We start from the raw sequence: 21,139 nt of genomic DNA, 5'->3' as shown, positions 1-21,139 counted from the left end.
CACTTGACGGGTCAGCCTCCGGAGGGAGGGAGACCAGCGTGGCCGACGTGCCCGTGGGACTCGTGGGGCGTACCGCCGAGACAGCAGCCGTCGAAGGGCTCGCCCGCGAGGTCGCGACCGGCGTGGGCCGGGCCCTGCTCATCGAGGGCGAGCCGGGCATCGGCAAGACGGCGCTGCTCTCCCACGCCGAGGAGCAGGCCCACCGCTTCGGTCTGCGCGTCTTCAGCGGCGCGGCGGACGAGATCGACCAGCGTCTCCCCTTCGCCGCGATCTCCACGTGCCTGGGCGCGCGGGCCACCACCGGCGAGACCCGTGACGCCGGGGTGGACGCACTCATCCGCGGCGCGGGCTGGACCAGCACGCCGCTCGGGGTCGAGGCAGCCGACGCCGCGTTCAGCGAGTCCTTCCTCGCCCAGGTCGACCAGTTGTGCGCCTCGGGGCCGCTGGCGCTGGTGCTGGACGACCTGCAGTGGGCGGACGGGGCGAGCCTGCGCGTACTGGCCGAGCTGAGCCGTTCGCTCGGCCAGCTTCCCGTCCTGCTGGTGGGGGCGTGCCGCACCGCTCCGCCCGGCGGGCCGGAGCTCGACCGGCTGCGCCGCACGCTGCCGGAGCGCGGGGCGACCGTGCTGACGCTGGAGCCGCTGGACGAGGGCACCGTACGGGAGCTGGTGACCCGCATGCTGGGCGCGCGGCCCGAGGAGGACCTGCTGCGGCTGATGAAGGACGCCGGCGGCAATCCGCTCTACGTCACCCAGCTCGTCGAGACGTTCACCGCGAGCGGCGCGATCCGGGTCACCGACGGAACCGTGGAGACGAGCGTTCCCACCACGACCCCGTCCCTGCGCGCGGCCGTGCTCCAGCGGCTCAACTTCCTCTCCCCCGAGGCGCTGTCCGTGCTGCGGGTGGCCTCCGTCCTGGGCGCCGGCATCACCGTCGAGGACCTGGCCGTCGTGGCGGCCCGCCCTGTGCACGATGTGCTGGGTGTGCTCATGGATGCGCGTGATGCGGGAGTGCTGAACGAGAAGGGCGGCCGGTTCTCCTTCCGGCGCACCGTGGTCCGCCAGGCCCTCTACGACGACCTGCCCGGGCCGCTGCGCGCCGCCTTCCACCTGGAGGCGGGCCTCGCGCTCGCCGAGACCCCCGCCCCGCCCGAGCTGATCGCCGAGCATCTGACGCTGGGGACACCCTCGGGCAGCCCACGGGTGATCGACTGGCTGGTCGAGAACGGCGAGCAACTCATCGTCGGCGTACCGCGGTTGGCGGTCGAACTGCTGCGCCCTGCCCTGGACTGCGCGGACGCGACCGAGCCCCGCAGAGGCCGCCTGCACATCCTGCTCGCCGCCGCCCTGCTGCGCTCAGGCCGGGCCGCCGAGGCCGAGGACCAGGCGCGCCGCGCCCTGGCCCACCACCACGACCTCGCGTCGGAGGGCACCATCTGGTGGATCCTGGCGCGCGCCCCGTACGTGACGGGGGAGCCGGAGCTGGCGTGGGCCGAGATCGAGCACGCGCGGACCTCGGTGGTCCTCTCGGAGATCGAGACCGTACGTCTGCAGGCCTTCGGGTCGGTCGTCCTGCTGGCCCTCGGCGAGCTGGACCGGGCCGAGAAGATGGCCCGCGACGCGGAGCGGGACGCGCTCGGACTGGGGGACATCAACGCGCTCTCGGACGCGTACCAGACGCTTGCCCTGCTGCATCTGCTGCGGGGCGAGACCCGCCGGGGGCTCGACCGGGCCGAGCGTGCCCTGCGGATGGCGCGGGACGAGAACGCACCGGTCGACAAGCAGATCCCGCTGCACCTCATCCGCGGCTACTGCCTGCTGGCGCTGGCCCGTACGCAGGAGGCGGACGAGGCGATGGGCTTCAGTCAGCAGGTCGCCAAGCAGCTCTGGGACCATGTGCCGCTGTGCGACCTGTCCCGGGCGCAGGTGATGTTCGCCGACGGGCGGTGGGACGACGCGCTGGTCGAGATCCAGGCGGGGCTGGAGCCGTCGAACGAATCACTGCCGAAGCCGCTGCACAGCCTGGCGGCCGTCATCGCCGTGCACCGCAACGACTTCGTCACCGCGAGGACGCATCTGGGCGCGGTGGAGAACGCCACCGACTCCGCCCCGCAGAAATTCTTCTTCGACCACCTTGCGGTGTGGGCGGCCTGCGAACTGGAGGAGGCCGAGGGCGATGCGGGCCGGGCGCTCGACCGCTGCCTGGCTCTGGTCGGCGAAGGCTTTGTCACCGTGATGAGTTCGGTCCTGGCATTCTTCGCACCACGAGTGGTGGGCCTCGCGCTCAACGCGGGGAACACCGAATTCGCGCGGGAGTTGACGGTCGCCGTCGAGTCCCGGGCGGCCACCGGCGTACCGGACGGGATTTCCGCATTCGCCGCCCATTGCCGGGGGCTGCTCGACAACGATCCGGACGTGCTGCTCGAAGCGTCCCACTTCTACGACCGGTTCTCCTGGGTGCTCTTCCGGGCGCTGTACCACGAGGACGTGGCCGCCGCCCTGGCCGAGGCGGGGCGGATGCCCGACGCCCGGGCGGCGCTGAACCGGGCCATGGACGTCTACGCCGGGCTGGACGCCACCTGGGACGCCACCCGCGCGGCGTCGCGGCTGCGCGCCCTCGGGGTCCGCAGGGGCCACCGGGGCCTGCGGGGGCGGCCCACCAGCGGCTGGGACAGCCTCACCGACACCGAGGTGGCGGTGGCCTCGCTGGTCGCCCAGGGGCTGTCGAACCCGGATGTGGGGGCGCGTCTGCGGATCTCCCGGCGCACCGTGCAGACCCATGTCTCCAATATTCTGTCCAAACTCAGCCTCGGCTCCCGCGTCGAACTCGCCACAGAAGTCACCTCTCATCATCTGCAGAGTCAGCCGTAACTCCGCTGTCCGGTCCGTGAGATGAGAGGATTCCCGCTCGACGGACCTGCGGCGGCTCCCGTACCCGCCGTGGGAGCGCAGAAGGAATCGCGCGGTGGTACGAGTGGTGGTACGCCCTGACGGCCTTTCACCTCGCACATCGGAAAAGCCGGTACGACTAATTCCCCCTTTCTTGTGAGCCTTCACACCCGGTGCTTCGCTGAATTCATCCACACCGGCGGGCCGCCCACCCTCCCGGAGGAGTGACGACACGGCGGTCCCGTCGCCGGCTTCACGGCCGACCCGGGCTTCCCAGCCGCCGCGTCGCTGGGCAGGCTCCCCCGCGGAGGGAAATGGATCCAGCAGTCGGTGCCGTCCAGCACGGCACCGACTGGTGCGGCTCGCCCCTTCAGGCACGAAGGAGCGTCCCCATGCGAGCCACCCGTAGAGTCCCCGCTCTGCTCGGGGCCGCGACCCCGCCGGTGAGTCTCGCTCGCGTCCCCGGCCAGGCCGGGGCCGTCCTGTTCGTGAGCTGCGGCGAGGGCGCTCTCGTCGACGTGGTCGAGGCGGCCGTGGCCACGGACACCGCCGGAGGCGGGGGGATCCACGAACTGTCCGCCTCGGTGAACCTCGTGGGCACCGTGGTCAGGAGCGACGCCCCGAACAACTACGCCCCGCCCGGCAGCGTGCCCTTCGGCTCGGGCTGACCCACCCGCCCGCGCCCGTCCCGGCGCGGCGCCACGCGGCGGACGGCCTCTCTCCCCCCGCTCCGCCCCTCGACGCACAGGCGAACCGCACAGGCGATCCGCACAGGCGATCCGCACTGGCACACCGCACAGACGCACACCGCACCAGGCACACCGCACCAGGCAACCAGGAGGTATCCCATGCCCATCTCACCGAACCAGGGATCGACCGGCGGCGGAACCGCGGTCACGATCACCGGAACCAACCTGACCGGCACGTCCGCCGTCCGGTTCGGCTCCAAGCTCGCCACCAACGTCACCGTCGTCAACCCCACGACGGTCACCGCCACTTCGCCCTCGGGCAGCGGCACGGTCGACGTCACCCTGACCACCCCGGGCGGCACCAGCAACCCCATACCCTTCTTCTACGTGGGGTCGCCGTTCAAGTCGTCGCTGAGCCCGGCGGCGGGCTCGACGGCAGGCGGCAACACCGTCACCGTCAACGGGACGGGCCTGTCCACCGCGACCAACGTGTCCTTCGGCGGCACCAACGCCACTCCGACCGTGGTGTCGGACAGCGTCATCACCGTGACCGCGCCCGCACACGCGGCGGGCCCGGTGAGCGTCACCGTCACCACGGCGGGCGGCAGCAACAACGGGCTGTCGTACACCTATGTCGGAGCGCCCACGATCACCACGGTCGCGCCGGCCGATGGCCCGGAGTCCGGTGGCACCGCGGTGACCATCACGGGCACCAACCTGGGCAGCACCCAGTCGGTCACCTTCGACGCCGTCGCGGCGCCGTTCGCGGTGATCAACTCGACCACGCTGTCCGCCGTTTCGCCTCCCGGGACGGGCACGGTCGACGTCGTCGTCACCAACGCTGCCGGGAGCGACACCGAGACCGACGGTTTCACCTACGTGGCCGGTCCCGGGATCTGATCCGGTCCGCAGCACACGGATCCGCGGCCGCAGACCGGTGGCCGCGGATCCGTGACCCACAGATCCGCCGCCGCCCGTGTCGTCACCGCGGGCGGCGACGGATCGCCGCACGGTCGCTCCACGGACCGCTGACGGCCCTCATGGACCGCGCACGGCCGCTGCAGCACATCCGCTGCACGGACTCCCCCCCCGGAACCGTCGTGTACGGGGCGGGGCGAACAGGGTCCTTCCGTCGGCGGGCCCCGGCCGGTTCTCCGCCACGGACGGCCGGGGCCCGCGCCATCACGCCCGTCAGGAGAGCAGCCATGAGCAGGCACGAACCGTCACGCGAGGCGAAGGACCCGATACACGCCGCGGCCGTCCTGGCCGCACCCGTGGTCTCCTCGATCAGTCCGTCCTCGGGTTCGACGGGCGGGGGCAGTGCCGTCACCGTGACCGGCAGCGGTTTCACCGGCGCCACCCAGGTACGGTTCGGCGCCACCGCGGCGGCTTCGTTCACGGTCGTCTCCGACACCCAGATCACGGCGGTGTCCCCGGCGGGCTCGGGCACGGTGGGGGTGACGGTGACCACGCCCGGCGGCATCAGCTCGCAGTTCGTCCCGTACACCTACGTCGCCGTGCCGGCACCCGTGCTCACCTCCGTCAGCCCGTCCTCGGGTCCGCCCGCGGGTGGCACGACCGTCACGCTGACGGGCACCAACTTCACCGGCGCCACGGCGGTCAGGTTCGGCACGACGGCAGCCACCTCCTTCACCGTGGTCTCCGCCACCCAGATCACCGCCACCGCACCGGCGGGCACGGGGACGGTGGGGGTGAGCGTGGCCACCCCCGGCGGTGTCAGCCCCCAGTTCGTCCCGTACACCTACGTCGCCGTGTCCGCGCCCACGCTGACCTCGCTGAGTCCGACGTCGGGACCGGCAGCGGGCGGCACGACCGTCACGCTGACGGGCACCAACCTCTCCGGCGCCACATCCGTCAAGTTCGGCACGACGGCAGCCACCTCCTTCACCGTCGTCTCCGCCACCCAGATCACCGCCACCGCACCCGCCGGCACCGGAACCGTCCAAGTCACCGTCACCACCCCGGGCGGCACCAGCAACGGCCTCCCCTACACCTACGTCGAAGTCCCGGCACTGACCTCGCTGAGTCCGACCTCGGGACCCGCGACGGGCGGCACCACCGTCACCCTCACCGGCACCAACCTCACCGGCGCCACATCCGTCAAGTTCGGCACGACAGCAGCCACCTCCTTCACCGTCGTCTCCGCCACCCAGATCACCGCCACCGCACCCGCCGGCACCGGAACCGTCCAAGTCACCGTCACCACCCCGGGCGGCACCAGCAACGGCCTCCCCTACACCTACGTCGAAGTCCCGGCACTGACCTCGCTGAGTCCGACCTCGGGACCGGCGACGGGCGGCACCACCGTCACCCTCACCGGCACCAACCTCACCGGCGCCACATCCGTCAAGTTCGGCACGACAGCCGCCACCTCCTTCACCGTCGTCTCCGCCACCCAGATCACCGCCACCGCACCCGCCGGCACCGGAACCGTCCAAGTCACCGTCACCACCCCCGCAGGAACGACCAACGGGCTCCCGTACGCCTACGCCTCGGCACCCACTGTCACGGCCGTGACGCCCTCCCAGGGGCCCGCGGCGGGAGGCACGAGCGTCACCCTGACCGGCAGCGGGTTCACCGGCGCGACCGAGGTGACCTTCGGCGCCTTACCCGCCACGTCGTTCACGGTCGTGTCCGACACCCAGATCAACGCCGTGACGCCCGCCGCGTGCCCCGGTGCCGCCGCGGTCACGGTCAGCACCCCTGCCGGGACGACGCCGCCCACGGTCTTCTACTTCTACCGGGGCGTCCCCGCCGTGACACACCTCTCCCCCGACAAGGGCCCGGTGTCCGGCGGTACGACCGTCGCGCTCACCGGCAGCAACCTCCTCGGGGCCACGGCGGTGAAGTTCGGGGCCACGTCCGCCCCGTCGTTCACGGTGGTCTCCGACACCCAGATCACCGCTACCGTGCCCGCGGCGTCCGCCGGGGTCGTGGCCGTCACGGTCGTCACCCCGGGCGGCACCAGCGCGCCCACGGTCACGTACATCTACGTCGCGGCCCCCTCTCTCACCGCCCTCGCGCCGTCCTCGGGGCCGGCCACCGGCGGCAACACCGTCACCCTGAACGGCACCGCGCTGACCCTGGCGCAGTCCGTCACCTTCGGCGGTACGCCGGCCGCTTTCACGGTGGTCTCCGATGCGTTCATCACCGCGATCGCCCCACCGGGCTCGGCGGGTTCGGTCACCGTCGCGGTGACGACCCCGGGCGGCAGCGCGACCCGGACCTACACACGCGTCGCCCCGCCCGCGGTCTGACAGCGCCTCAGCCCTGCCCCCTCAAGGCCGTGGCTCCGTCCCGGCGTAGCGTGCGATGTCCTCCGTCTCGGCGCGGAGGCCCTCCAGCACCTCTGCGGGGAAGCCCGATGTCCCGGCGGGTCCGCCGAACGCCTCGACGCCCACGGTGGGCCGGCGGTCGGTCGGCGCTGTCCATGTGCCGACCGCCCAGCCGTCGGCCAGGACCGTGGGACGGATCAGGCCGCCGCCGGGCCGGACCGCGCGTTCGTGTTCGGCGGGAACCGACAGCTCCCGACTGCGGTAGCCCACCAGGTAGTTGTCGAAGGCGGGAATGAGCCGTACGTCCGGGCCCGCACTTCCTGAATCAGCATCGCCCGGGTCCGTGGCGCCCGGAGGCTCCGCATCCCGATCCTGGTCCGCCACGGCTTCCCAGGCCCGTCTGCACGCCGTGAGCTTCAGTCCCGACCAGTGGGCGAAGTCCTGCACGGTGGCGGGCGCGTGGGCGGCCAGATAGCGCCGGGCGAGTTCGGCCTCGGCGGCCTGGCCCTCCCACGGCAGCGGACCGGTGGAGGGGAGCCAGTCGTCGAGGAGGACGAAGGTCGCCTCACCGTCCCTCTGCGGGCCGTGGCAGATACGGCCGGACAGCGCGGCGCGGCGGATGAGGTGGTAGGCGGACTGGCCCGTGGGGTCCACCCCGAGCGTGGCCAGCCGGTCGGTCAGCTCCCGGCGGGTCAGCGGACCCTCGCCGTCGACGGCCGTGACGATGAGCCGCTCGGCCCGCTCGCACAGGGTCTCGTCCAGGCCGAGTTCACGGAACCGGCGTGCGGCGAGCCGCAGGAAGACCGGGCCGAACAGCGCCCGCAGCCAGGGGGCGTCGGCCGCCGGGACGAGCTGGAGCGTGCCGCGCAGGTACCAGCCGCGGACGGCGGTGCGCTCGACGTCCGTGGCCCGCGCGACGTCCTCGGCCGTCAGGCCGCGGGCCCGGACCCGCAGCCCGAGGCCGGCGGCCGTGAGGTCCTGGGCCTGGACGGCGAGGACACGGGCGAGCACCCCCGCGACCGTCGTCTCCCTGATCCCTCCGCCGAGAAGCTGGGCGCGGGCGCGCAGCAGCCGGTCCGCTCGGTTCCGTTCCATGGGCCCACTCTGGCAGCCGGGTACGACAACGCCCGGTCTCCGCTCCGGCCGGCCGCGATGAACCCCCGTACGGGCAGGGCCCGTTCGGCTCCCAGGAGAGTGCCCGGAGGCATGGCCGCTCCGTGCGGGTACGTGCCCATCCGTGTCCCTCACCTGGACAGATTCGGTCGGCCCGCTTCGGCACGCTCCGTAGTCGGCGAACGGAGTTGCAGGAAGACGGTTGCCGCGCCCGGCGGGGGCTGAGGACAGGTCGCTTCAGGACAGGCCCATGGCGAGGGTGACCACCGCGCCGACCGCCCCCGCTGCGATCTCCAGCCGGTCGGTGAGCTGTTGCGTGAGCCACAGCCCGCGCCCGCCCTCACCGCCGCACAACCCCGGCGGGTCGGGCGGGATGACCTCCTCGGTGAAGCCGGGCCCGTGATCGGAGACCCTGCAGTGCAGGGCGCCGTCGCAGCGGTAGAGCAGGAGGCGTCCGGCCCCGCCACCGTGCTCGACGGCGTTGCACGCGACCTCGTGCACGGCGAGGACGAAGTCGCTGCGGCGGGGCTCCCCGAGACCGGCGCGGGCCGCGCAGTCCGTGAGCTGCCGCCGCAGTATGGGCACGTCCTCGGCCGCGAAGAGCAGCTCCAGCAACCGCTCCCGCCGCAAGTCCGCCACGTCCGCGTTCATGGCATCGCCACCTCGACCTCGTTCAGGACAAGCCGCACGGTGCACTGCGGAGGAAACCGCAATCCGCATATGACGCTACTCGGCGTCATCGCGCGCCACCACGTGTCACAACTTTTGCGCTGAGGCGTACGCAACTTGACCGGAAGAACCACAGAGGCGACAGAAAGCGTCCTTCCAGTGTCCGGACATGAACTCCGGGCAGGTTCCGGACAGAGTTCCGGACTGGAACGGCATGTGCGTGGAGAGGACGCCGACATGAGCATTGTGAGCTGGATCATCCTGGGCCTCATCGCCGGAGTCATCGCGAAAGTGCTGCTCCCCGGTCGCGACCCGGGTGGGCTGATCGGCACGACCCTCATCGGGATCGTCGGATCCTTCGTCGGTGGATGGCTCGCGGTGCACTTCCTCGACCGCAAGGTGTCGACGGACTTCTACGACCCCGAGACCTGGGTCGCGGCCATCGGCGGTGCCCTGGTGCTGCTGATCGGCTACCGGATCCTCTTCGGCCACTCACGAGAACGCCGCTGACCCGCGCCCTCGGCGGGCGCTGTCAGGAGAGGTGCCCGGCCGCGGACGTCCTCGGACCACCGCGCCGGGCACCGCGGTTCAGCGCGCCCCGGGCTCCGCGTCGCGGTCGAGGTCCGCGTCCGGATCCCGGTCCGGGGACGGATCCCGGTCCCCGTCCGGATCCCGACGCGCCTCGGGCCCGCGGTCCGGTTCGTCGCCCCGCCCGGGGTCCGTGACGCGCCCCGGCGCGGGCGTACGCCGCGGGCTCCGGCCCGGCGGCGTGTCCGGTGCCGCACCCCGCTGCAGCAGATGCCCCAGTCCGTGCCGCGTGGCCGCGATGACGACGCGGTCCTCGGGCCGCAGCACGTACCCGGGGTGCAGGTCCCATTCCAGCTCCGGCCCACGGCGCTCCGCATCGATCCGCAGCGGCAGCGACAGGTCAGGCGTGCGGTCCTCGGGGGCCGCCACATCGAGGGCCAGAACCCGCCAGGCGCCGGGGCGGAACGCTTCGGCGACCGTACGGCCCGCGAGTTCGGGATGGCCGCCCACCTCGATCGCCGCGAAGAGCAGCACCCGGCGCTGCACCGGGATCGCGCCGAGGATCTGGCGGCCCATCATCGCTCCCGCGAAGGAGGGTCCGGCGAGCGCCGACACACTGCGGCTGCGAGTGAGGGCACCCGGGTAGGAGTCCCGGAGCGTGCGATAGACGGTGGTGGAGAACTTGTCGTCGTACAGCCGCAGGACGACCCGCAGATCGGGCCGTATCTCCCGCGCGTAGAGCACCGCTTCGAGGTTGGTGCTGTCGCTGCTCGTGAGGGCCAGCAGGACGCGGCTGCGGCGGATCTTGGCCGCCTCCAATACCCCTTCCTCGGTGACGTCGCCGATGACGACCGGCACTCTGCGGCTGCGCGCGATGGCCAGTCCGCGGGCGTTCGGATCGCGCTCCACGCAGACCACGGGCACGTCGAGTTCGCACAGCCGGTCCAGGACACGGGCCCCGACCTTGCCGAGGCCGAGCAGCACGACGTGCCCGGACAGACCGCTCGGCGGCCTGCGGACGGAGGAGGCGGCGCGGAAGGACCCGTAGCTCTCCAGGACGACGGCGAAGAGCAGCGGCAGCATCATCAACCCGGCAAGTCCCGCGAGGAGTTGCAGGACCTGACGGCCCGTGGACTCGCCGACGGCGGGATCGCCGATACCGAAGACGTCCAGCAGCGCCAGGTAGAACGCGCTCAGCGGATCGGCGGGGGTGACCAGCCAGGTGAAGACGGCGAGCAGGACCACGAGCCCCGTCAGCCCGGCGGTCGCGATGCGCAGCCTGCGGGAGAAGAAGGAGGCCAGCGGGAGGGATCCGGTCAGCCGCGGTGCCGGCGGCGCCCCTTCCGTGCCGTGGCTGAGCGCCTCCAGGACGACGGCTGGGTGCGCGGCGTGCGTGTTGGCCAGCGTCTCGTCGTCCGGGAGCAGTTGGGGCTCCTCGTCGTCGGAGGTGGCGTGCAGGGCGAGGGTGCACAGCGCGCCCCGGCTCCTCCGTTCGCCCGCGCTGCGATCGGAGGCGCGCAGCATCAGCCCGTCGGCCTGGACGATCTTGGTGGTGCCGGTGACGGCGGCCGCGGCGAGCGAGTGGGCGGCGGTGTCCGCGTCGGACAGCACCGTCGTCGAGGCCTCGATCGCCGCCGGATCCATGCTCGGTGAGCGGACGGCCGAGGCCCGCTCCAGGAGCGCTTCGAGATGCCGTCCGAGTTTGCGATTGAAGAGGCGTACGACGATGCGCAGTTCGGGGTTGAGGCGGCGGGCGCGCAGCGCGGCGTGGATGTTGTCCTGGTCGTTGCCGATGGTCAGCGCGAGCGCCGCGGCGCCCTCCACGCCCGCCTCGATCAGCGCCCCGTCGTCCGGCTCCGCCGCCTCGACGACCGAGACCTCCAGCTCGGAGCGGCGGGCGAGGGCGGCGATCTGCGGTCCGTGACGGTGCCGGACGGACGGCAGGACGACGGTGACCCGCTCGCCGTAGACGGTGGCCAGTTCGGTGACGAGCCGGTGCGCGAGCGCGTTGTCCCCGCAGACGACCATGTGGCCGGCGCGCGGTGCACGGCGCGGAAAGGGGAGCTGGAACGGCAGGGAAGGCACGCGTAGAGCATGCCTGTTCGACACCGGTGAGGTCACGGATCAAGCCAACTCGGCGAAACTCTCCACCGCTTGTGTCCTCCCCGTGACGATCACGACGTCCCCGGCGTGGACGACCGTCTCGGCCGTTGCGTACGTGAAGTCGGCGCCTGGGCGCTTGATCCCGACCACGGTGACGCCGTACCGGCTGCGTACCCGGCTCTCGCCGAGCGGCACCCCGTCGACCTCCTCCGGGGCGATCGTCTTGGCCAGTGCGTAGTCGCTGTCGAATTCGATGAAGTCCAGCATCCGGCCGGTGACCAGATGGGCGACGCGCTCCCCCATCTCGTGTTCAGGGAGCACGACATGGTGCGCGCCGATGCGCCGCAGGATCTCGCCGTGCTGGCGGCTGGAGGCGCGTGACCAGATGTTGGGCACCCCGGCGCCGGAGAGATTGGAGGTGACCAGGATGCTCGACTCCAGGTCGGTGCCGATGCCGACCACGACGTCGGCGAACTCGGCGACCCCGAGCTGGACCAGCGCCTCGGGGTCGGTGCAGTCCGCGGCCGCCGCGTGCGTGAGGTCGTCACTGAGCTTCTGCACCACGTGCGGGTCGGCGTCGATGCCCAGCACGTCCCAGCCGCGCCGCATGAGTTCCAGGGCGAGGGAGGAGCCGAAGCGGCCCAGCCCCAGGACGGCGACCCGCGCCTCGGCGGCGCGCCGCCCGTGGACGGTCTCCAGGCGCCGGCGGCGGCGTTCGCGCCGGTCCTTCGGATGGCTAGCCAATGACGGGTCGCTCCTCGGGGAGTTCGTAGCGGCGGCCGTGCTCGCGCAGGGCGAGGGCGGAGGCAAGGGTGATCGGGCCGAGCCGCCCGGCGAACATCAGCACCATGACGGTCAGTTGGCACACCGCGGGCAGGGACCCTGTGATGCCCGTGGTGAAGCCGACGGTGCCGAAGGCCGAGACGGTCTCGACGAGTACGGCCTCCACGGACTCCTCCGTGACGGTGAGCAGCACGAGCATTCCGGCGAGGACCAGCCCGATGCCCAGCAGCGCGACGGTGAGGGCCTGGCGGACGGCGGAGGAGGGGACCCGGCGGCCGAGGACGTTCACCCGGGAGTCCCCGCGGACCTCGGCCACGATCGCGGCGCCCAGCAGGGCGAAGGTGGTGACCTTGATACCTCCGGCCGTCCCCGCGCTGCCGGCGCCGATGAACATCAGCACGCTGATGCCCAGGAGGGTTGCGGGTTCCATGGCGCCGATGTCGACGGAGGTGAAGCCCGCGGTACGGGCGCTGGTGGAGAGGAAGAACCCGTTCAGCACCTTGTCGCCCCAGGACATGGCGCCGAACGTGGCCGGATTGCCCCACTCCAGCAGGCAGATGTACACGCTCCCCGCGGCGAGCAGGATCCCGTACGTGATGAGCGTGAGCCGGGTGTGCAGCGACCAGCGGCGTGCGCGGACACCGTGGCGCCGTGCAAGGCCGCGGCGCAGCAGCTCGAGCAGCACGGGGAAGCCGAGGCCGCCGAGGATGCAGGCGACGGCGACGGGCACGAGGACCCAGGGGTCGTCCGCGTAGCCGGCGAGGTTGTCGTCCCGCAGGCCGAAGCCGGCGTTGTTGAACGCCGAGACGGAGTGGAAGCAGCCGTAGAACGCCGCTTCCCCGGCGCCCTGTCCGTAGCCGAGCCAGAACCGGAGGAACAGCACCGCGCCGGTGAGGAGTTCGATGACGAACGTGGTGCCCGCGACGCCCAGCAGGACGCTCCGCACGTCGCCGGCGCCCGGACTCCCCGTCTCCTCCTGCGCGGTGAGCTGCATCGGCAGCCGGAGGCGTCCGGAGACGAGCAGGCCGAGGACCGAGGCGAGCGTCATGATGCCGAGTCCGCCGACCTGGATGAGGACGAGGACGACCCACTCCCCGAACGGGCCGAACCACGAGCCCGTCCCCACGATCGTGAGACCGCCGGTGACGGCGCCGGTGGCGGTGAACAGGGCGGTCAGGACGTCGGTCGCCCTGCCGCTGCGGGTGGCGACGGGGAGGGCGAGCAGGAACGTGCCCACGGCGATCACGAGGGCGAAGGAGAGCACCACGACCTTCGCCGGATGGGTGACGAGGCGGGACCATCGCGTCCGAGGCGGAACCGTGGCCACCGCACCGCCCCTTCCGCCGTGCCGGCCCCGCTGTCCCGGCCTCACCGCACCGGCGGGCCGTACCTGCCGCGCTGGTGTGCCGACTTCTCGGCGGTGCGTCACCCTACCGGCGCGGCAGGCATTCACCGTGGAGGCATTCGCCCGTTTTGCACCCGTCCGCACGGGTGCCGTACGCGACGCGCGTCCTGACCGGCGGGCCGCAGGGGGGCCGGTGTGGGGGGGCAGGAGTCGGCCGCAAGCGCCCGGCTCAGACGGCGTGCGGCTCAGGGTGCGTACGACACGAACGGGGCGCGGCTCAGAGTGCGTACGACACGAACGGGGCGCGGGCTCAGAGTGCGTACGACCAGCCGGACCAGCGGTCCACCGTGACCGCCACCACCGGTCCACGGGGCGGCTGTTCGCGGTACTGCGGATACTTCTCCCGCAGGAGCGCCACCGGGCGGGCCCGTCCGGTCTCGTCCTCCACGACCGTGGCCGTACCGTCGGCGCGCGCCCACCAGAGCGTCGTCCAGTCCTCCGCGTAGTGGTCGGCCAGCAGCGTGACAGCCGGGTTCGCCCGGATGGTGCGCAGCCGCCGCAGATCCGCGGTGCGCTTGGGCTTGTCGTCGACGGCGGAGAAGAGCATGTCGCCGTCCAGCACGAACGTGACGGGCACCAGGTGCGGCCGGCCGTCGTCGCTCACGGTCGCGAGCCGGGCGACCCGTGCCGCCGCGAAGCGCCGCCGCGCCTCGGCCGGTTGAAGCTCCATCGCGCACCGCCGGCGATCAGGACGGGGACGGCCGCTGGTGCAGCCCGAAGCGCGAGCCCTGGTCGTCGCGGCAGAGCCGGAACCGGCCGAAGGTCCGGACCGAGTCGTCGTCGCCCTCCACGTCCGCCTCCTCGACCGTGCCGCCCAGGTCCCGGACGCGGGCGAGCGCCGCTTCCATGTCGTCCACCAGGAAGAACAGATACGGCGAGGCACCCGGGTCGCCCCCGTGCAGACCGCCGGGCAGGCCAGGCGTACCGATGGCGGACCCTCCGCCCGAGGGGCCCGGCTCGAAGCTCCACCCGAAGAGGGCGCCGTAGAAGGCACGGCCGCGCTCGGGGTCCTCCACACCGATCTCGAAGAAGGCCGGTTCACCGGTCATGGGGCTCGCTCCCTCGGTCGTGACGGTCGCCGCACCGACCACCGTACGGCGGGCCGGCCGCCGCCGCCCGGCGAGCGCGCGGGGCCTGGGGCAGACGGAGCCGGGAGACCCCGGCCCCCGACGCACCGTCAGGACGCCTTGTCCGTCACGGCACCAAGCACGTCAGGACCGCACGCCCGTCAGGGACCGCACGCCCCTCAGGACCGCACGCCCGTCAGGGACCGCACGCCCCTCAGGACACGACGTCTTTGGTGCGGAAGCCGCGGAACGCCAGCGCGGTCAGGACCAGCGCGTACGCCACCGAGACCGCCGTGCCCTTGATCATCCCGGCCCACTCCAGCTGCGGCTGCAGCGCGTCCGCCCACGCGAACTGCCAGTGCGCGGGCAGGAAGTCGCGCCAGGATTCGAGCGCCGTGACCTGGTCGAGCACATTGCCGACGATCGTCAGGCCCACGGCGCCGCCGACCGCGCCCAGCGGGGCGTCGGTCACCGTCGAGAGCCAGAAGGCCAGCGCCGCCGTGACGAGCTGTCCGACGAAGATGTACGCGACGGCCACCGCCAGCCGCGGCAGTGCCGTGCCCGGCTCCAGGAAGCCGCCGGTGGGCAGCTGGAGGGAACCCCAGCCGTACGCCGCCGTACCCGCGACGAGCGCGACCAGCGGCAGCAGCACCATCGCCGCCGCGCTGAAGGCCAGCCCGACCGTCAGCTTGGCGACCAGCAGCCGGGTGCGCGGCACCGGCGCGGCCAGCAGATAGCGCAGCGAGGACCAGCTCGCCTCCGAGGCGACCGTGTCGCCGCAGAACAGTGCGACCGGAACGACCAGCAGGAAGCCCGCCGAGACGAACAGGCAGGTCGCGGCGAAGTTCGCGCCCGAGGCCGTGGCGGTGTCGATGAGCGTCACCCGGCCGTTGCCGTTGTCCGAGCCGCCGCCGATGGCGAAGGCGGCGATCAGGACGAACGGCAGGGCGGCCAGCACCCCGCCCATCACGAACGTGCGGCGGCGGCGCAATTGGCGCATGGCCTCCACCCGCAGGGGCAGCGTGTGCCGTGCGCGGTAGCCCGGCGCCGAGTCCACCAGTGCGCTGGTGCGGTCCGTCGCGGTCACGGGGTGCCTCCTCCGATCAGGGTGAGGAACGCGTCCTCCAGGCGGCGGTGCGGCCCGACCCGGTCCACCGGGATCTCCAACCGGACCAGTTCGACGAGCAGTTGAGAGGTGGTCAGTCCGTCCAGCCGTACGAGCAGGCCCTCGTCGGTGCGCACGGCGGAGACGACACCCGGCAGGGCGGCGACCCGGTCCGCCACGGCGCCGGACGGCGGGCCGCCCGCGACACCGACCAGGAGCGTGTCACCGCTGCCGGTGATGTCCGCGACGGGCCCGGCGGAGACCAGCTCGCCGCGGTCCATCACGACCAGGTGCGTGCAGCTCTGCTCCACCTCGGCCAGCAGATGGCTGGAGACGATGACGGTCCGCCCGGCGGCCGCGTACCGGATCAGGACCTCGCGCATCTCGCGGATCTGCGGCGGGTCAAGGCCGTTGGTGGGCTCGTCGAGGATGAGGAGGTCCGGCAGGCCGAGCATGGCCTGGGCGATGGCGAGCCGCTGCCGCATGCCCTGGGAGTACGTGCGGACGGCGCGCTCCAGGGCGTCCCCGAGACCGGCGATCTCCAGCGCCTCGTCGATGTGCGCGTCCGCGGCCGGGCGTCCGGTGGCCCGCCAGTACAGCTCCAGGTTGGCGCGCCCTGACAGATGCGGCAGGAATCCGGCGCCCTCGACGAACGAGCCGACCCGCGACAGCACGGGCGAGCCCGGGACGACTGCGTGGCCGAAGATGCGGATCTCCCCGGCGTCGGGCCGGATCAGGCCCATGAGCATGCGCAGGGTGGTGGTCTTGCCCGCGCCGTTGGGCCCGAGCAGCCCCAGCACCTGGCCGCGTTCGACACGGAAGGACAGGTCGCGGACGGCGTACCGGTCGGCGGACCTGGCGTACCGCTTGCTCAGGTCCGTGATCTGCAGCGGCACCTCGGCCAGTGCCGCGTCAGGCGGGGACTCCGCGGTACGACGGCGGCCTGTCAGCAGCAGGGCGGCCGCCGCGACGGCTCCGGCCAGCGGCAGACCCCAGGTCCACCAGGGCAGGGCGTCGTAGCCGGTCTGCACCTCGGGCGCGGTCGGCACGGTCAGGGCGCCGGGCTCGTCGAGCGCGACGGAGTACGCGGCGGGCTCGGCCGGGGACGCGTACGCCAGATCGGTGGAGGAGAGGACGAGCCGCATCCGGTGCCCGGCCTGGAAGTTGTGGTCGACGGGCGGAAGCCGCAGCCGGACCGTCCTGCCCTCCTTCGCGTCCGTGACACGGACGGGCGTGACGAGCTGCGAGGGCAGCACCCTCGTGCCGTTGGGACCGACGTCGTAGACCTTGGCGAACAGCACGGCCTCGTCCGCGTCGGTCCGCACCTTCACGCGGACCGAGGACGAGCCGGTGACGCGGGTGCCCTCCTTCAGCGGCGCGGACTGGAAACTCGCGTACTGGCCGGGGAAGTCGACGGACATCCCGACCCCCAGCCCGGACAGCCGGGACAAGTTGCCGACGCCGGGCAGCCCGGAGATCGCGGGCGGCGTGGCTCCGGCCGGGTTGGCGATCCGCTGCTCGCGGCCGGTGAGGGCGACCGTGCGGCGCTCGGTGCCGTCGAGACCCGGGTAGCGCTCGCCGTCCGCGCCGCGGAGCTGGGAACGCCCGTCGGTGGAGTCGATGCCTCCGGTACGGGAGACGCGGAAGGCCGGTCCGGTGTCGGTGGCCTTCTCGTCCTTCAGATAGCGGTCGAACCAGGCGGTGACACGGCTCCTGACCCGGTCGGTCTCCTGGTCGCCGCCGTCGTGGCCGCCGGCGAGCCAGTCGACCGAGACCGGCGCGCCGTTCCCCCGGACCGCGCGGGCGATCCGGTCGGCGTTGTCCAGCGGGAACAGCGAGTCGGTCTGGCCCTGCAGGATCAGGGTGGGGACCTTGATGCGGTCGCCGACGGCGGACGGGCTGCGCTCGGTGAGGAGTTCACGCGCCGCCGCGTCCGGCTTGCCCGCGACCGCCACGCGCTCGTACATCGTGCACAGTTCCTTCTCGAACCGGCCGCAGCCCGGCTCCTGTCCGGGCGGCGGGACCGCGCCGGGCGCGGCGCCCGCGGCTCCGCCCAGGCTCTGTCCGGCCGCCGGGTCCTGGCCGGAGGCGGCGGCCTGGCTTCCGTCGCCCGGGGCCGCGCCCTCCTCGTCGCCGCCGGTCGGGAGCGGGGCGGAGCCGGTGGAGAAGAAGATCCCGGCCCACAGGCTCTTGAAGACGCCGTTGGGGAAGAGCGCGTCGGCCAGGTTCCAGTACGTGTTCTGCGGAGCGATGGCGTCGACGCGCTTGTCGTGGCCGGCGGCGAGCAGCGAGATCGCGCCCCCGTACGAGGCGCCGGTGACGCCGACGCGCGGGTCGCCGGGGGCGTCCAGCCGCACCTCCGGCCGCTTCGCGAGCCAGTCGATCATCCGGCGGACGTCGGCGACCTCGCGGTCCGGGTCGTTCATCCCGATCCGGCCGGTGGACTTGCCGAAGCCGCGCGCGGACCAGGTCAGAACGGCGTAGCCCTCGCGGGCCAGTTGCTCGGCCTCGGTGCGGAGCTGCTCCTTGTTGCCGCCGAAGCCGTGGCCGAGGAGGACGGCGGGGCGGCGGGTGCCGGCCGGACCGGCCGTGTAGAAGGCCGTGTCGACCCTGACGTCCTCGGAGGACCCCGGCGTCTCGGGCAGGGCGAGCATCCGGTCCTCGCGGTGCACCGGCTCCTCGCCCCCGGCCGCCGCAGTCCAGGTGACGCCGCCGGCGAGGACGGCGAGCACGGCAAGGACCACGAGCCACCGCCCCCGCCGCTGGGGCATCCGGGGCCGGGGTACGCGTCCGGGCAGTCGGAGATCCATGTCCCGGATCCTACGGACGCCCTCGGACATCCCGAGGGGGCCGGTGGACGGAATCCCGGCACCTCCCTCCGCGGTAGGAGGGACCGGACACGTACCGCGGCGGCGGTACGCGGCGTCTCCGTGGCCCTTACAGGGGTCCTCCGCGGAAGAAACGGCCGGTGTCAGCCAGATGGCGCACAAGTCAGGAAAAACCGTACGGACTTCCCCGTCCGGGGGTGTACCGGATCTCACACAGCGGCGGCGGGCGTCTCAGCGGTGCTCGGGGTTCTCGAAGTCGAAGCGGCAGCCCGCGTCCCACTCGGAGCGCTGGTTGCCGTACGCCGGGAAGCCGCCCGCGTCCTTCAGGAGCCGGGCCAGGTGCATCAGGTTCCAGGTCATGAAGGTGGTGTTGCGGTTGGTGAAGTCGTTCTGCGGGCCACCGGAACCGTCGTCCAGATAGGACGGTCCGGGGCCGACCTCGCCGATCCAGCCCGCGTCCGACTGCGGCGGGACGGCGTAGCCGAGGTGCTGGAGGCTGTAGAGCAGGTTCATGGCGCAGTGCTTGACGCCGTCCTCGTTCCCGGTGATGAGGCAGCCGCCGACGCGCCCGTAATAGGCGTACTGGCCGCGGTCGTTGAGCAGGGACGAGCAGCTGTAGAGGCGCTCGACCACACGCTTGGTGACCGAGCTGTTGTCGCCGAGCCAGATGGGGCCCGCCAGGACGAGGATGTCGGCGGCCAGCACCCGCTCGTAGAGCTGCGGCCACACGTCGCTCGCGGCGCCGTGCTCGGTCATGTCGGGCCAGGTGCCGGTCGCGATGTCGTGGTCGGCGGCGCGGATCTGATCGACCTGGACGCCTTCGCGCTCCATGATCGAGCGGCTGATGTCGACCAGGCCCTGGGTGTTGCTCACCGCCGGGGACGGCTTGAGGGTGCAGTTGATGAACAGGGCCTTCAGGTCGTCGTACGTACGCGGGGCTGCGGCTGATGCGGGCACGGGTCTCCTCCTCGGACTGCCCCCCGGCAGCTCAGCTCACCACGGCTCCCCGCTCCCCCGGACGCGACACGGCCCGGCATGCCGCCGGGCCGTGTGACGTGATCCGCCGATCGGAGGTCAGTGGTTCTTCGGGAAGCCGAGGTCCACGCCGCCGTCCTCCGGGTTCGGCCAGCGGGTGGTGACGACCTTGCCGCGCGTGTAGAAGTGCACGCCGTCGTTGCCGTAGATGTGGTGGTCGCCGAAGAGCGAGTCCTTCCAGCCACCGAAGGAGTGGTAGCCGACGGGCACCGGGATCGGCACGTTGACGCCGACCATGCCCGCCTGGACCTCCATCTGGAAGCGGCGGGCGGCGCCGCCGTCGCGGGTGAAGATGGCGGTGCCGTTGCCGAACGGCGAGGAGTTGATGAGGTCCAGGCCCTCCTCGTAGGTCTCGGCGCGCAGCACGCACAGCACCGGGCCGAAGATCTCGTCCTTGTACGCGTCGGAGTCCGTGGAGACGTGGTCGAGCAGCGACAGGCCGATCCAGTGGCCGTCCTCGAAGCCCTCGACGGTGAAGGCGGTGCCGTCCAGGACGACGTCGGCGCCCTGGGACGCGGCGCCCGTCACGTAGGAGGCGACCTTGTCCCGGTGGGCCTTGGTGATGAGCGGGCCCATCTCGGAGGTCGGGTCGTTGCCCGGGCCGATCTTGATCTTCTCGGCGCGGTCGCGGATCTTCGCCACCAGCTCGTCGCCGACGCCGCCGACCGCGACGACCGCGGAGATGGCCATGCAGCGCTCGCCGGCCGAGCCGTACGCGGCGGAGACGGCGGCGTCGGCGGCCGCGTCGAGGTCGGCGTCGGGGAGGACCAGCATGTGGTTCTTGGCGCCGCCGAGGGCCTGGACGCGCTTGCCGCCCGCGGAGGCGGTGGTGTGGATGTAGCGGGCGATCGGGGTGGAGCCGACGAAGGAGACGGCGGCCACGTCCGGGTGCTCGAGGAGCCGGTCGACGGCGACCTTGTCACCGTTGACGACGTTGAGGACGCCCTCCGGCAGACCCGCCTGGCCGGCCAGCTCGGCGAGGAGGAGCGCCGCGGACGGGTCCTTCTCGCTGGGCTTGAGGACGAAGGTGTTTCCGCAGGCGATGGCGAGCGGGAACATCCACATCGGCACCATGGCCGGGAAGTTGAACGGGGTGATGCCCGCGACGACGCCGAGCGGCTGCCGGATCGAGGACACGTCCACGCGGCTGGAGACCTGCGTGGACAGCTCGCCCTTGAGCTGGGTGGTGATCCCGCAGGCCAGCTCGACGATCTCCAGGCCGCGGGCGACCTCGCCCAGCGCGTCGGAGTGCACCTTGCCGTGCTCGGCGGTGATCAGCTCGGCGATCTCGTCGCGGTGGGCGTCCAGCAGCGCACGGTACGCGAAGAGCACCGCCGTACGGGCCGCGAGCGAGGAGGTGCCCCACGTCGCGAACGCCTCCTTCGCCGCGGCCACCGCGGCGTCGACCTCCTCGACCGAGGCCAGCGCGACCCGGGTGGTCTGCGCACCGGTCGCCGGGTCGGTCACCGGGCCGTAGTTGCCGGAAGCGCCTTCGACGGACTTCCCGCTGATCCAGTGGTCGATGGTCTTCATGGTCATCCTTTGCGAGAGGCGGTGGGCGACGGGTGGGCGGTGGTGCGGGGGCCGGTGACCGGCCGTTCGTTCGGCTCTCGTGGCCGGACGGCCCCCG

General features: G+C 72.6%; 16 protein-coding genes. 5 read left to right on the top strand and 11 right to left on the bottom strand.

Annotated elements, in window-relative coordinates; translation table 11 throughout:
- The first annotated feature begins 38 nt into the window (after positions 1 to 38).
- The 4 genes from ABZ822_RS09735 to ABZ822_RS09720 all read left to right on the top strand — a co-directional run bounded on the left by ABZ822_RS09735 (position 39) and on the right by ABZ822_RS09720 (position 6,855).
- The gene (locus ABZ822_RS09735) at positions 39 to 2,870 is read left to right on the top strand and encodes an AAA family ATPase (protein WP_360849619.1); all 2,832 of its coding nucleotides are present in this window, start codon (positions 39 to 41) and stop codon (positions 2,868 to 2,870) included.
- A gap of 410 nt (positions 2,871 to 3,280) precedes the next feature.
- Positions 3,281 to 3,556 carry a hypothetical protein gene (locus ABZ822_RS09730; RefSeq protein ID WP_360849616.1) on the top strand — a complete coding sequence of 92 codons (276 nt, stop codon included), beginning with the start codon at positions 3,281 to 3,283 and terminating at the stop codon, positions 3,554 to 3,556.
- 180 nt (positions 3,557 to 3,736) lie between these two features.
- Positions 3,737 to 4,477 (top strand): IPT/TIG domain-containing protein, encoded by a 741-nt coding sequence (locus ABZ822_RS09725; protein WP_360849614.1) that lies wholly within the window; start codon positions 3,737 to 3,739, stop codon positions 4,475 to 4,477.
- A gap of 305 nt (positions 4,478 to 4,782) precedes the next feature.
- Positions 4,783 to 6,855, top strand: coding sequence for an IPT/TIG domain-containing protein (locus ABZ822_RS09720; RefSeq protein WP_360849611.1), 2,073 nt, complete (start codon positions 4,783 to 4,785; stop codon positions 6,853 to 6,855).
- 21 nt (positions 6,856 to 6,876) lie between these two features.
- Here ABZ822_RS09720 and ABZ822_RS09715 read toward each other — a convergent pair whose 3' ends face one another.
- On the bottom strand, positions 6,877 to 7,968 hold the full coding sequence (locus tag ABZ822_RS09715) for a winged helix DNA-binding domain-containing protein (RefSeq protein WP_360849608.1): 1,092 nt from the start codon (positions 7,966 to 7,968) through the stop codon (positions 6,877 to 6,879).
- Positions 7,969 to 8,223: 255 nt separating this feature from the next.
- Positions 8,224 to 8,637: an ATP-binding protein gene (locus ABZ822_RS09710; protein ID WP_360849605.1), complete on the bottom strand. Its 414-nt coding sequence runs from the start codon at positions 8,635 to 8,637 to the stop codon at positions 8,224 to 8,226.
- Positions 8,638 to 8,892: 255 nt separating this feature from the next.
- On the opposite strand from ABZ822_RS09710, the gene ABZ822_RS09705 reads away from it, so the two are divergent.
- Positions 8,893 to 9,165, top strand: coding sequence for a GlsB/YeaQ/YmgE family stress response membrane protein (locus ABZ822_RS09705; protein ID WP_360849602.1), 273 nt, complete (start codon positions 8,893 to 8,895; stop codon positions 9,163 to 9,165).
- A 78-nt stretch (positions 9,166 to 9,243) separates the two neighbouring features.
- On the opposite strand, the gene ABZ822_RS09700 is transcribed toward ABZ822_RS09705, so the two are convergent.
- The 9 genes from ABZ822_RS09700 to mmsA all read right to left on the bottom strand — a co-directional run bounded on the left by ABZ822_RS09700 (position 9,244) and on the right by mmsA (position 21,048).
- A complete protein-coding gene (locus ABZ822_RS09700; protein ID WP_360850455.1) occupies positions 9,244 to 11,211 on the bottom strand; it encodes an NAD-binding protein in 1,968 nt (655 codons plus the stop codon).
- Positions 11,212 to 11,307: 96 nt separating this feature from the next.
- Positions 11,308 to 12,030, bottom strand: a complete 723-nt coding sequence (locus ABZ822_RS09695) for a TrkA family potassium uptake protein (protein ID WP_360849600.1) — start codon at positions 12,028 to 12,030, stop codon at positions 11,308 to 11,310.
- Entirely contained in the window at positions 12,023 to 13,396 is a 1,374-nt protein-coding gene (locus tag ABZ822_RS09690; RefSeq protein WP_360849597.1) for a potassium transporter TrkG, read from the bottom strand. Before ABZ822_RS09690 ends, ABZ822_RS09695 begins: the two co-directional genes overlap by 8 nt.
- 328 nt (positions 13,397 to 13,724) lie before the next feature.
- Positions 13,725 to 14,144, bottom strand: coding sequence for a TIGR03668 family PPOX class F420-dependent oxidoreductase (locus ABZ822_RS09685; RefSeq protein WP_360849594.1), 420 nt, complete (start codon positions 14,142 to 14,144; stop codon positions 13,725 to 13,727).
- A 16-nt stretch (positions 14,145 to 14,160) separates the two neighbouring features.
- Complete coding sequence (locus ABZ822_RS09680; protein ID WP_360849591.1) at positions 14,161 to 14,523, bottom strand: VOC family protein; 363 nt, start codon at positions 14,521 to 14,523, stop codon at positions 14,161 to 14,163.
- A 232-nt stretch (positions 14,524 to 14,755) separates the two neighbouring features.
- Complete coding sequence (locus ABZ822_RS09675) at positions 14,756 to 15,628, bottom strand: ABC transporter permease subunit (protein WP_360849589.1); 873 nt, start codon at positions 15,626 to 15,628, stop codon at positions 14,756 to 14,758.
- On the bottom strand, positions 15,625 to 18,456 hold the full coding sequence (locus ABZ822_RS09670) for an alpha/beta fold hydrolase (RefSeq protein ID WP_360849586.1): 2,832 nt from the start codon (positions 18,454 to 18,456) through the stop codon (positions 15,625 to 15,627). Before ABZ822_RS09670 ends, ABZ822_RS09675 begins: the two co-directional genes overlap by 4 nt.
- Positions 18,457 to 18,705: 249 nt before the next feature.
- On the bottom strand, positions 18,706 to 19,431 hold the full coding sequence (locus ABZ822_RS09665) for a flavodoxin family protein (RefSeq protein ID WP_360849583.1): 726 nt from the start codon (positions 19,429 to 19,431) through the stop codon (positions 18,706 to 18,708).
- 117 nt (positions 19,432 to 19,548) lie between these two features.
- On the bottom strand, positions 19,549 to 21,048 hold the full coding sequence (gene mmsA, locus ABZ822_RS09660; RefSeq protein WP_360849580.1) for a CoA-acylating methylmalonate-semialdehyde dehydrogenase: 1,500 nt from the start codon (positions 21,046 to 21,048) through the stop codon (positions 19,549 to 19,551).
- Positions 21,049 to 21,139: the final 91 nt, after the last annotated feature.

The sequence above is a fragment of the Streptomyces sp. NPDC047108 genome, assembly GCF_040643575.1.
Lineage (GTDB): Bacteria > Actinomycetota > Actinomycetes > Streptomycetales > Streptomycetaceae > Streptomyces.
Note: the sequence above shows the minus strand (reverse complement) of the source record. Positions and strands in the feature narration are given on the sequence as shown.

What these genes read in the sequence shown, in the direction of transcription:
- ABZ822_RS09710 (WP_360849605.1), bottom strand. Translation starts at nt 8,637, where the DNA reads ATGAACGCGGACGTGGCGGACTTGCGGCGGGAGCGGTTGCTGGAGCTG.
- ABZ822_RS09715 (WP_360849608.1), bottom strand. Translation starts at nt 7,968, where the DNA reads ATGGAACGGAACCGAGCGGACCGGCTGCTGCGCGCCCGCGCCCAGCTT.
- ABZ822_RS09705 (WP_360849602.1), top strand. Translation starts at nt 8,893, where the DNA reads ATGAGCATTGTGAGCTGGATCATCCTGGGCCTCATCGCCGGAGTCATC.
- ABZ822_RS09685 (WP_360849594.1), bottom strand. Translation starts at nt 14,144, where the DNA reads ATGGAGCTTCAACCGGCCGAGGCGCGGCGGCGCTTCGCGGCGGCACGG.
- mmsA (WP_360849580.1), bottom strand. Translation starts at nt 21,048, where the DNA reads ATGACCATGAAGACCATCGACCACTGGATCAGCGGGAAGTCCGTCGAA.
- ABZ822_RS09725 (WP_360849614.1), top strand. Translation starts at nt 3,737, where the DNA reads ATGCCCATCTCACCGAACCAGGGATCGACCGGCGGCGGAACCGCGGTC.
- ABZ822_RS09670 (WP_360849586.1), bottom strand. Translation starts at nt 18,456, where the DNA reads ATGGATCTCCGACTGCCCGGACGCGTACCCCGGCCCCGGATGCCCCAG.
- ABZ822_RS09680 (WP_360849591.1), bottom strand. Translation starts at nt 14,523, where the DNA reads ATGACCGGTGAACCGGCCTTCTTCGAGATCGGTGTGGAGGACCCCGAG.
- ABZ822_RS09730 (WP_360849616.1), top strand. Translation starts at nt 3,281, where the DNA reads ATGCGAGCCACCCGTAGAGTCCCCGCTCTGCTCGGGGCCGCGACCCCG.
- ABZ822_RS09700 (WP_360850455.1), bottom strand. Translation starts at nt 11,211, where the DNA reads ATGGTCGTCTGCGGGGACAACGCGCTCGCGCACCGGCTCGTCACCGAA.
- ABZ822_RS09720 (WP_360849611.1), top strand. Translation starts at nt 4,783, where the DNA reads ATGAGCAGGCACGAACCGTCACGCGAGGCGAAGGACCCGATACACGCC.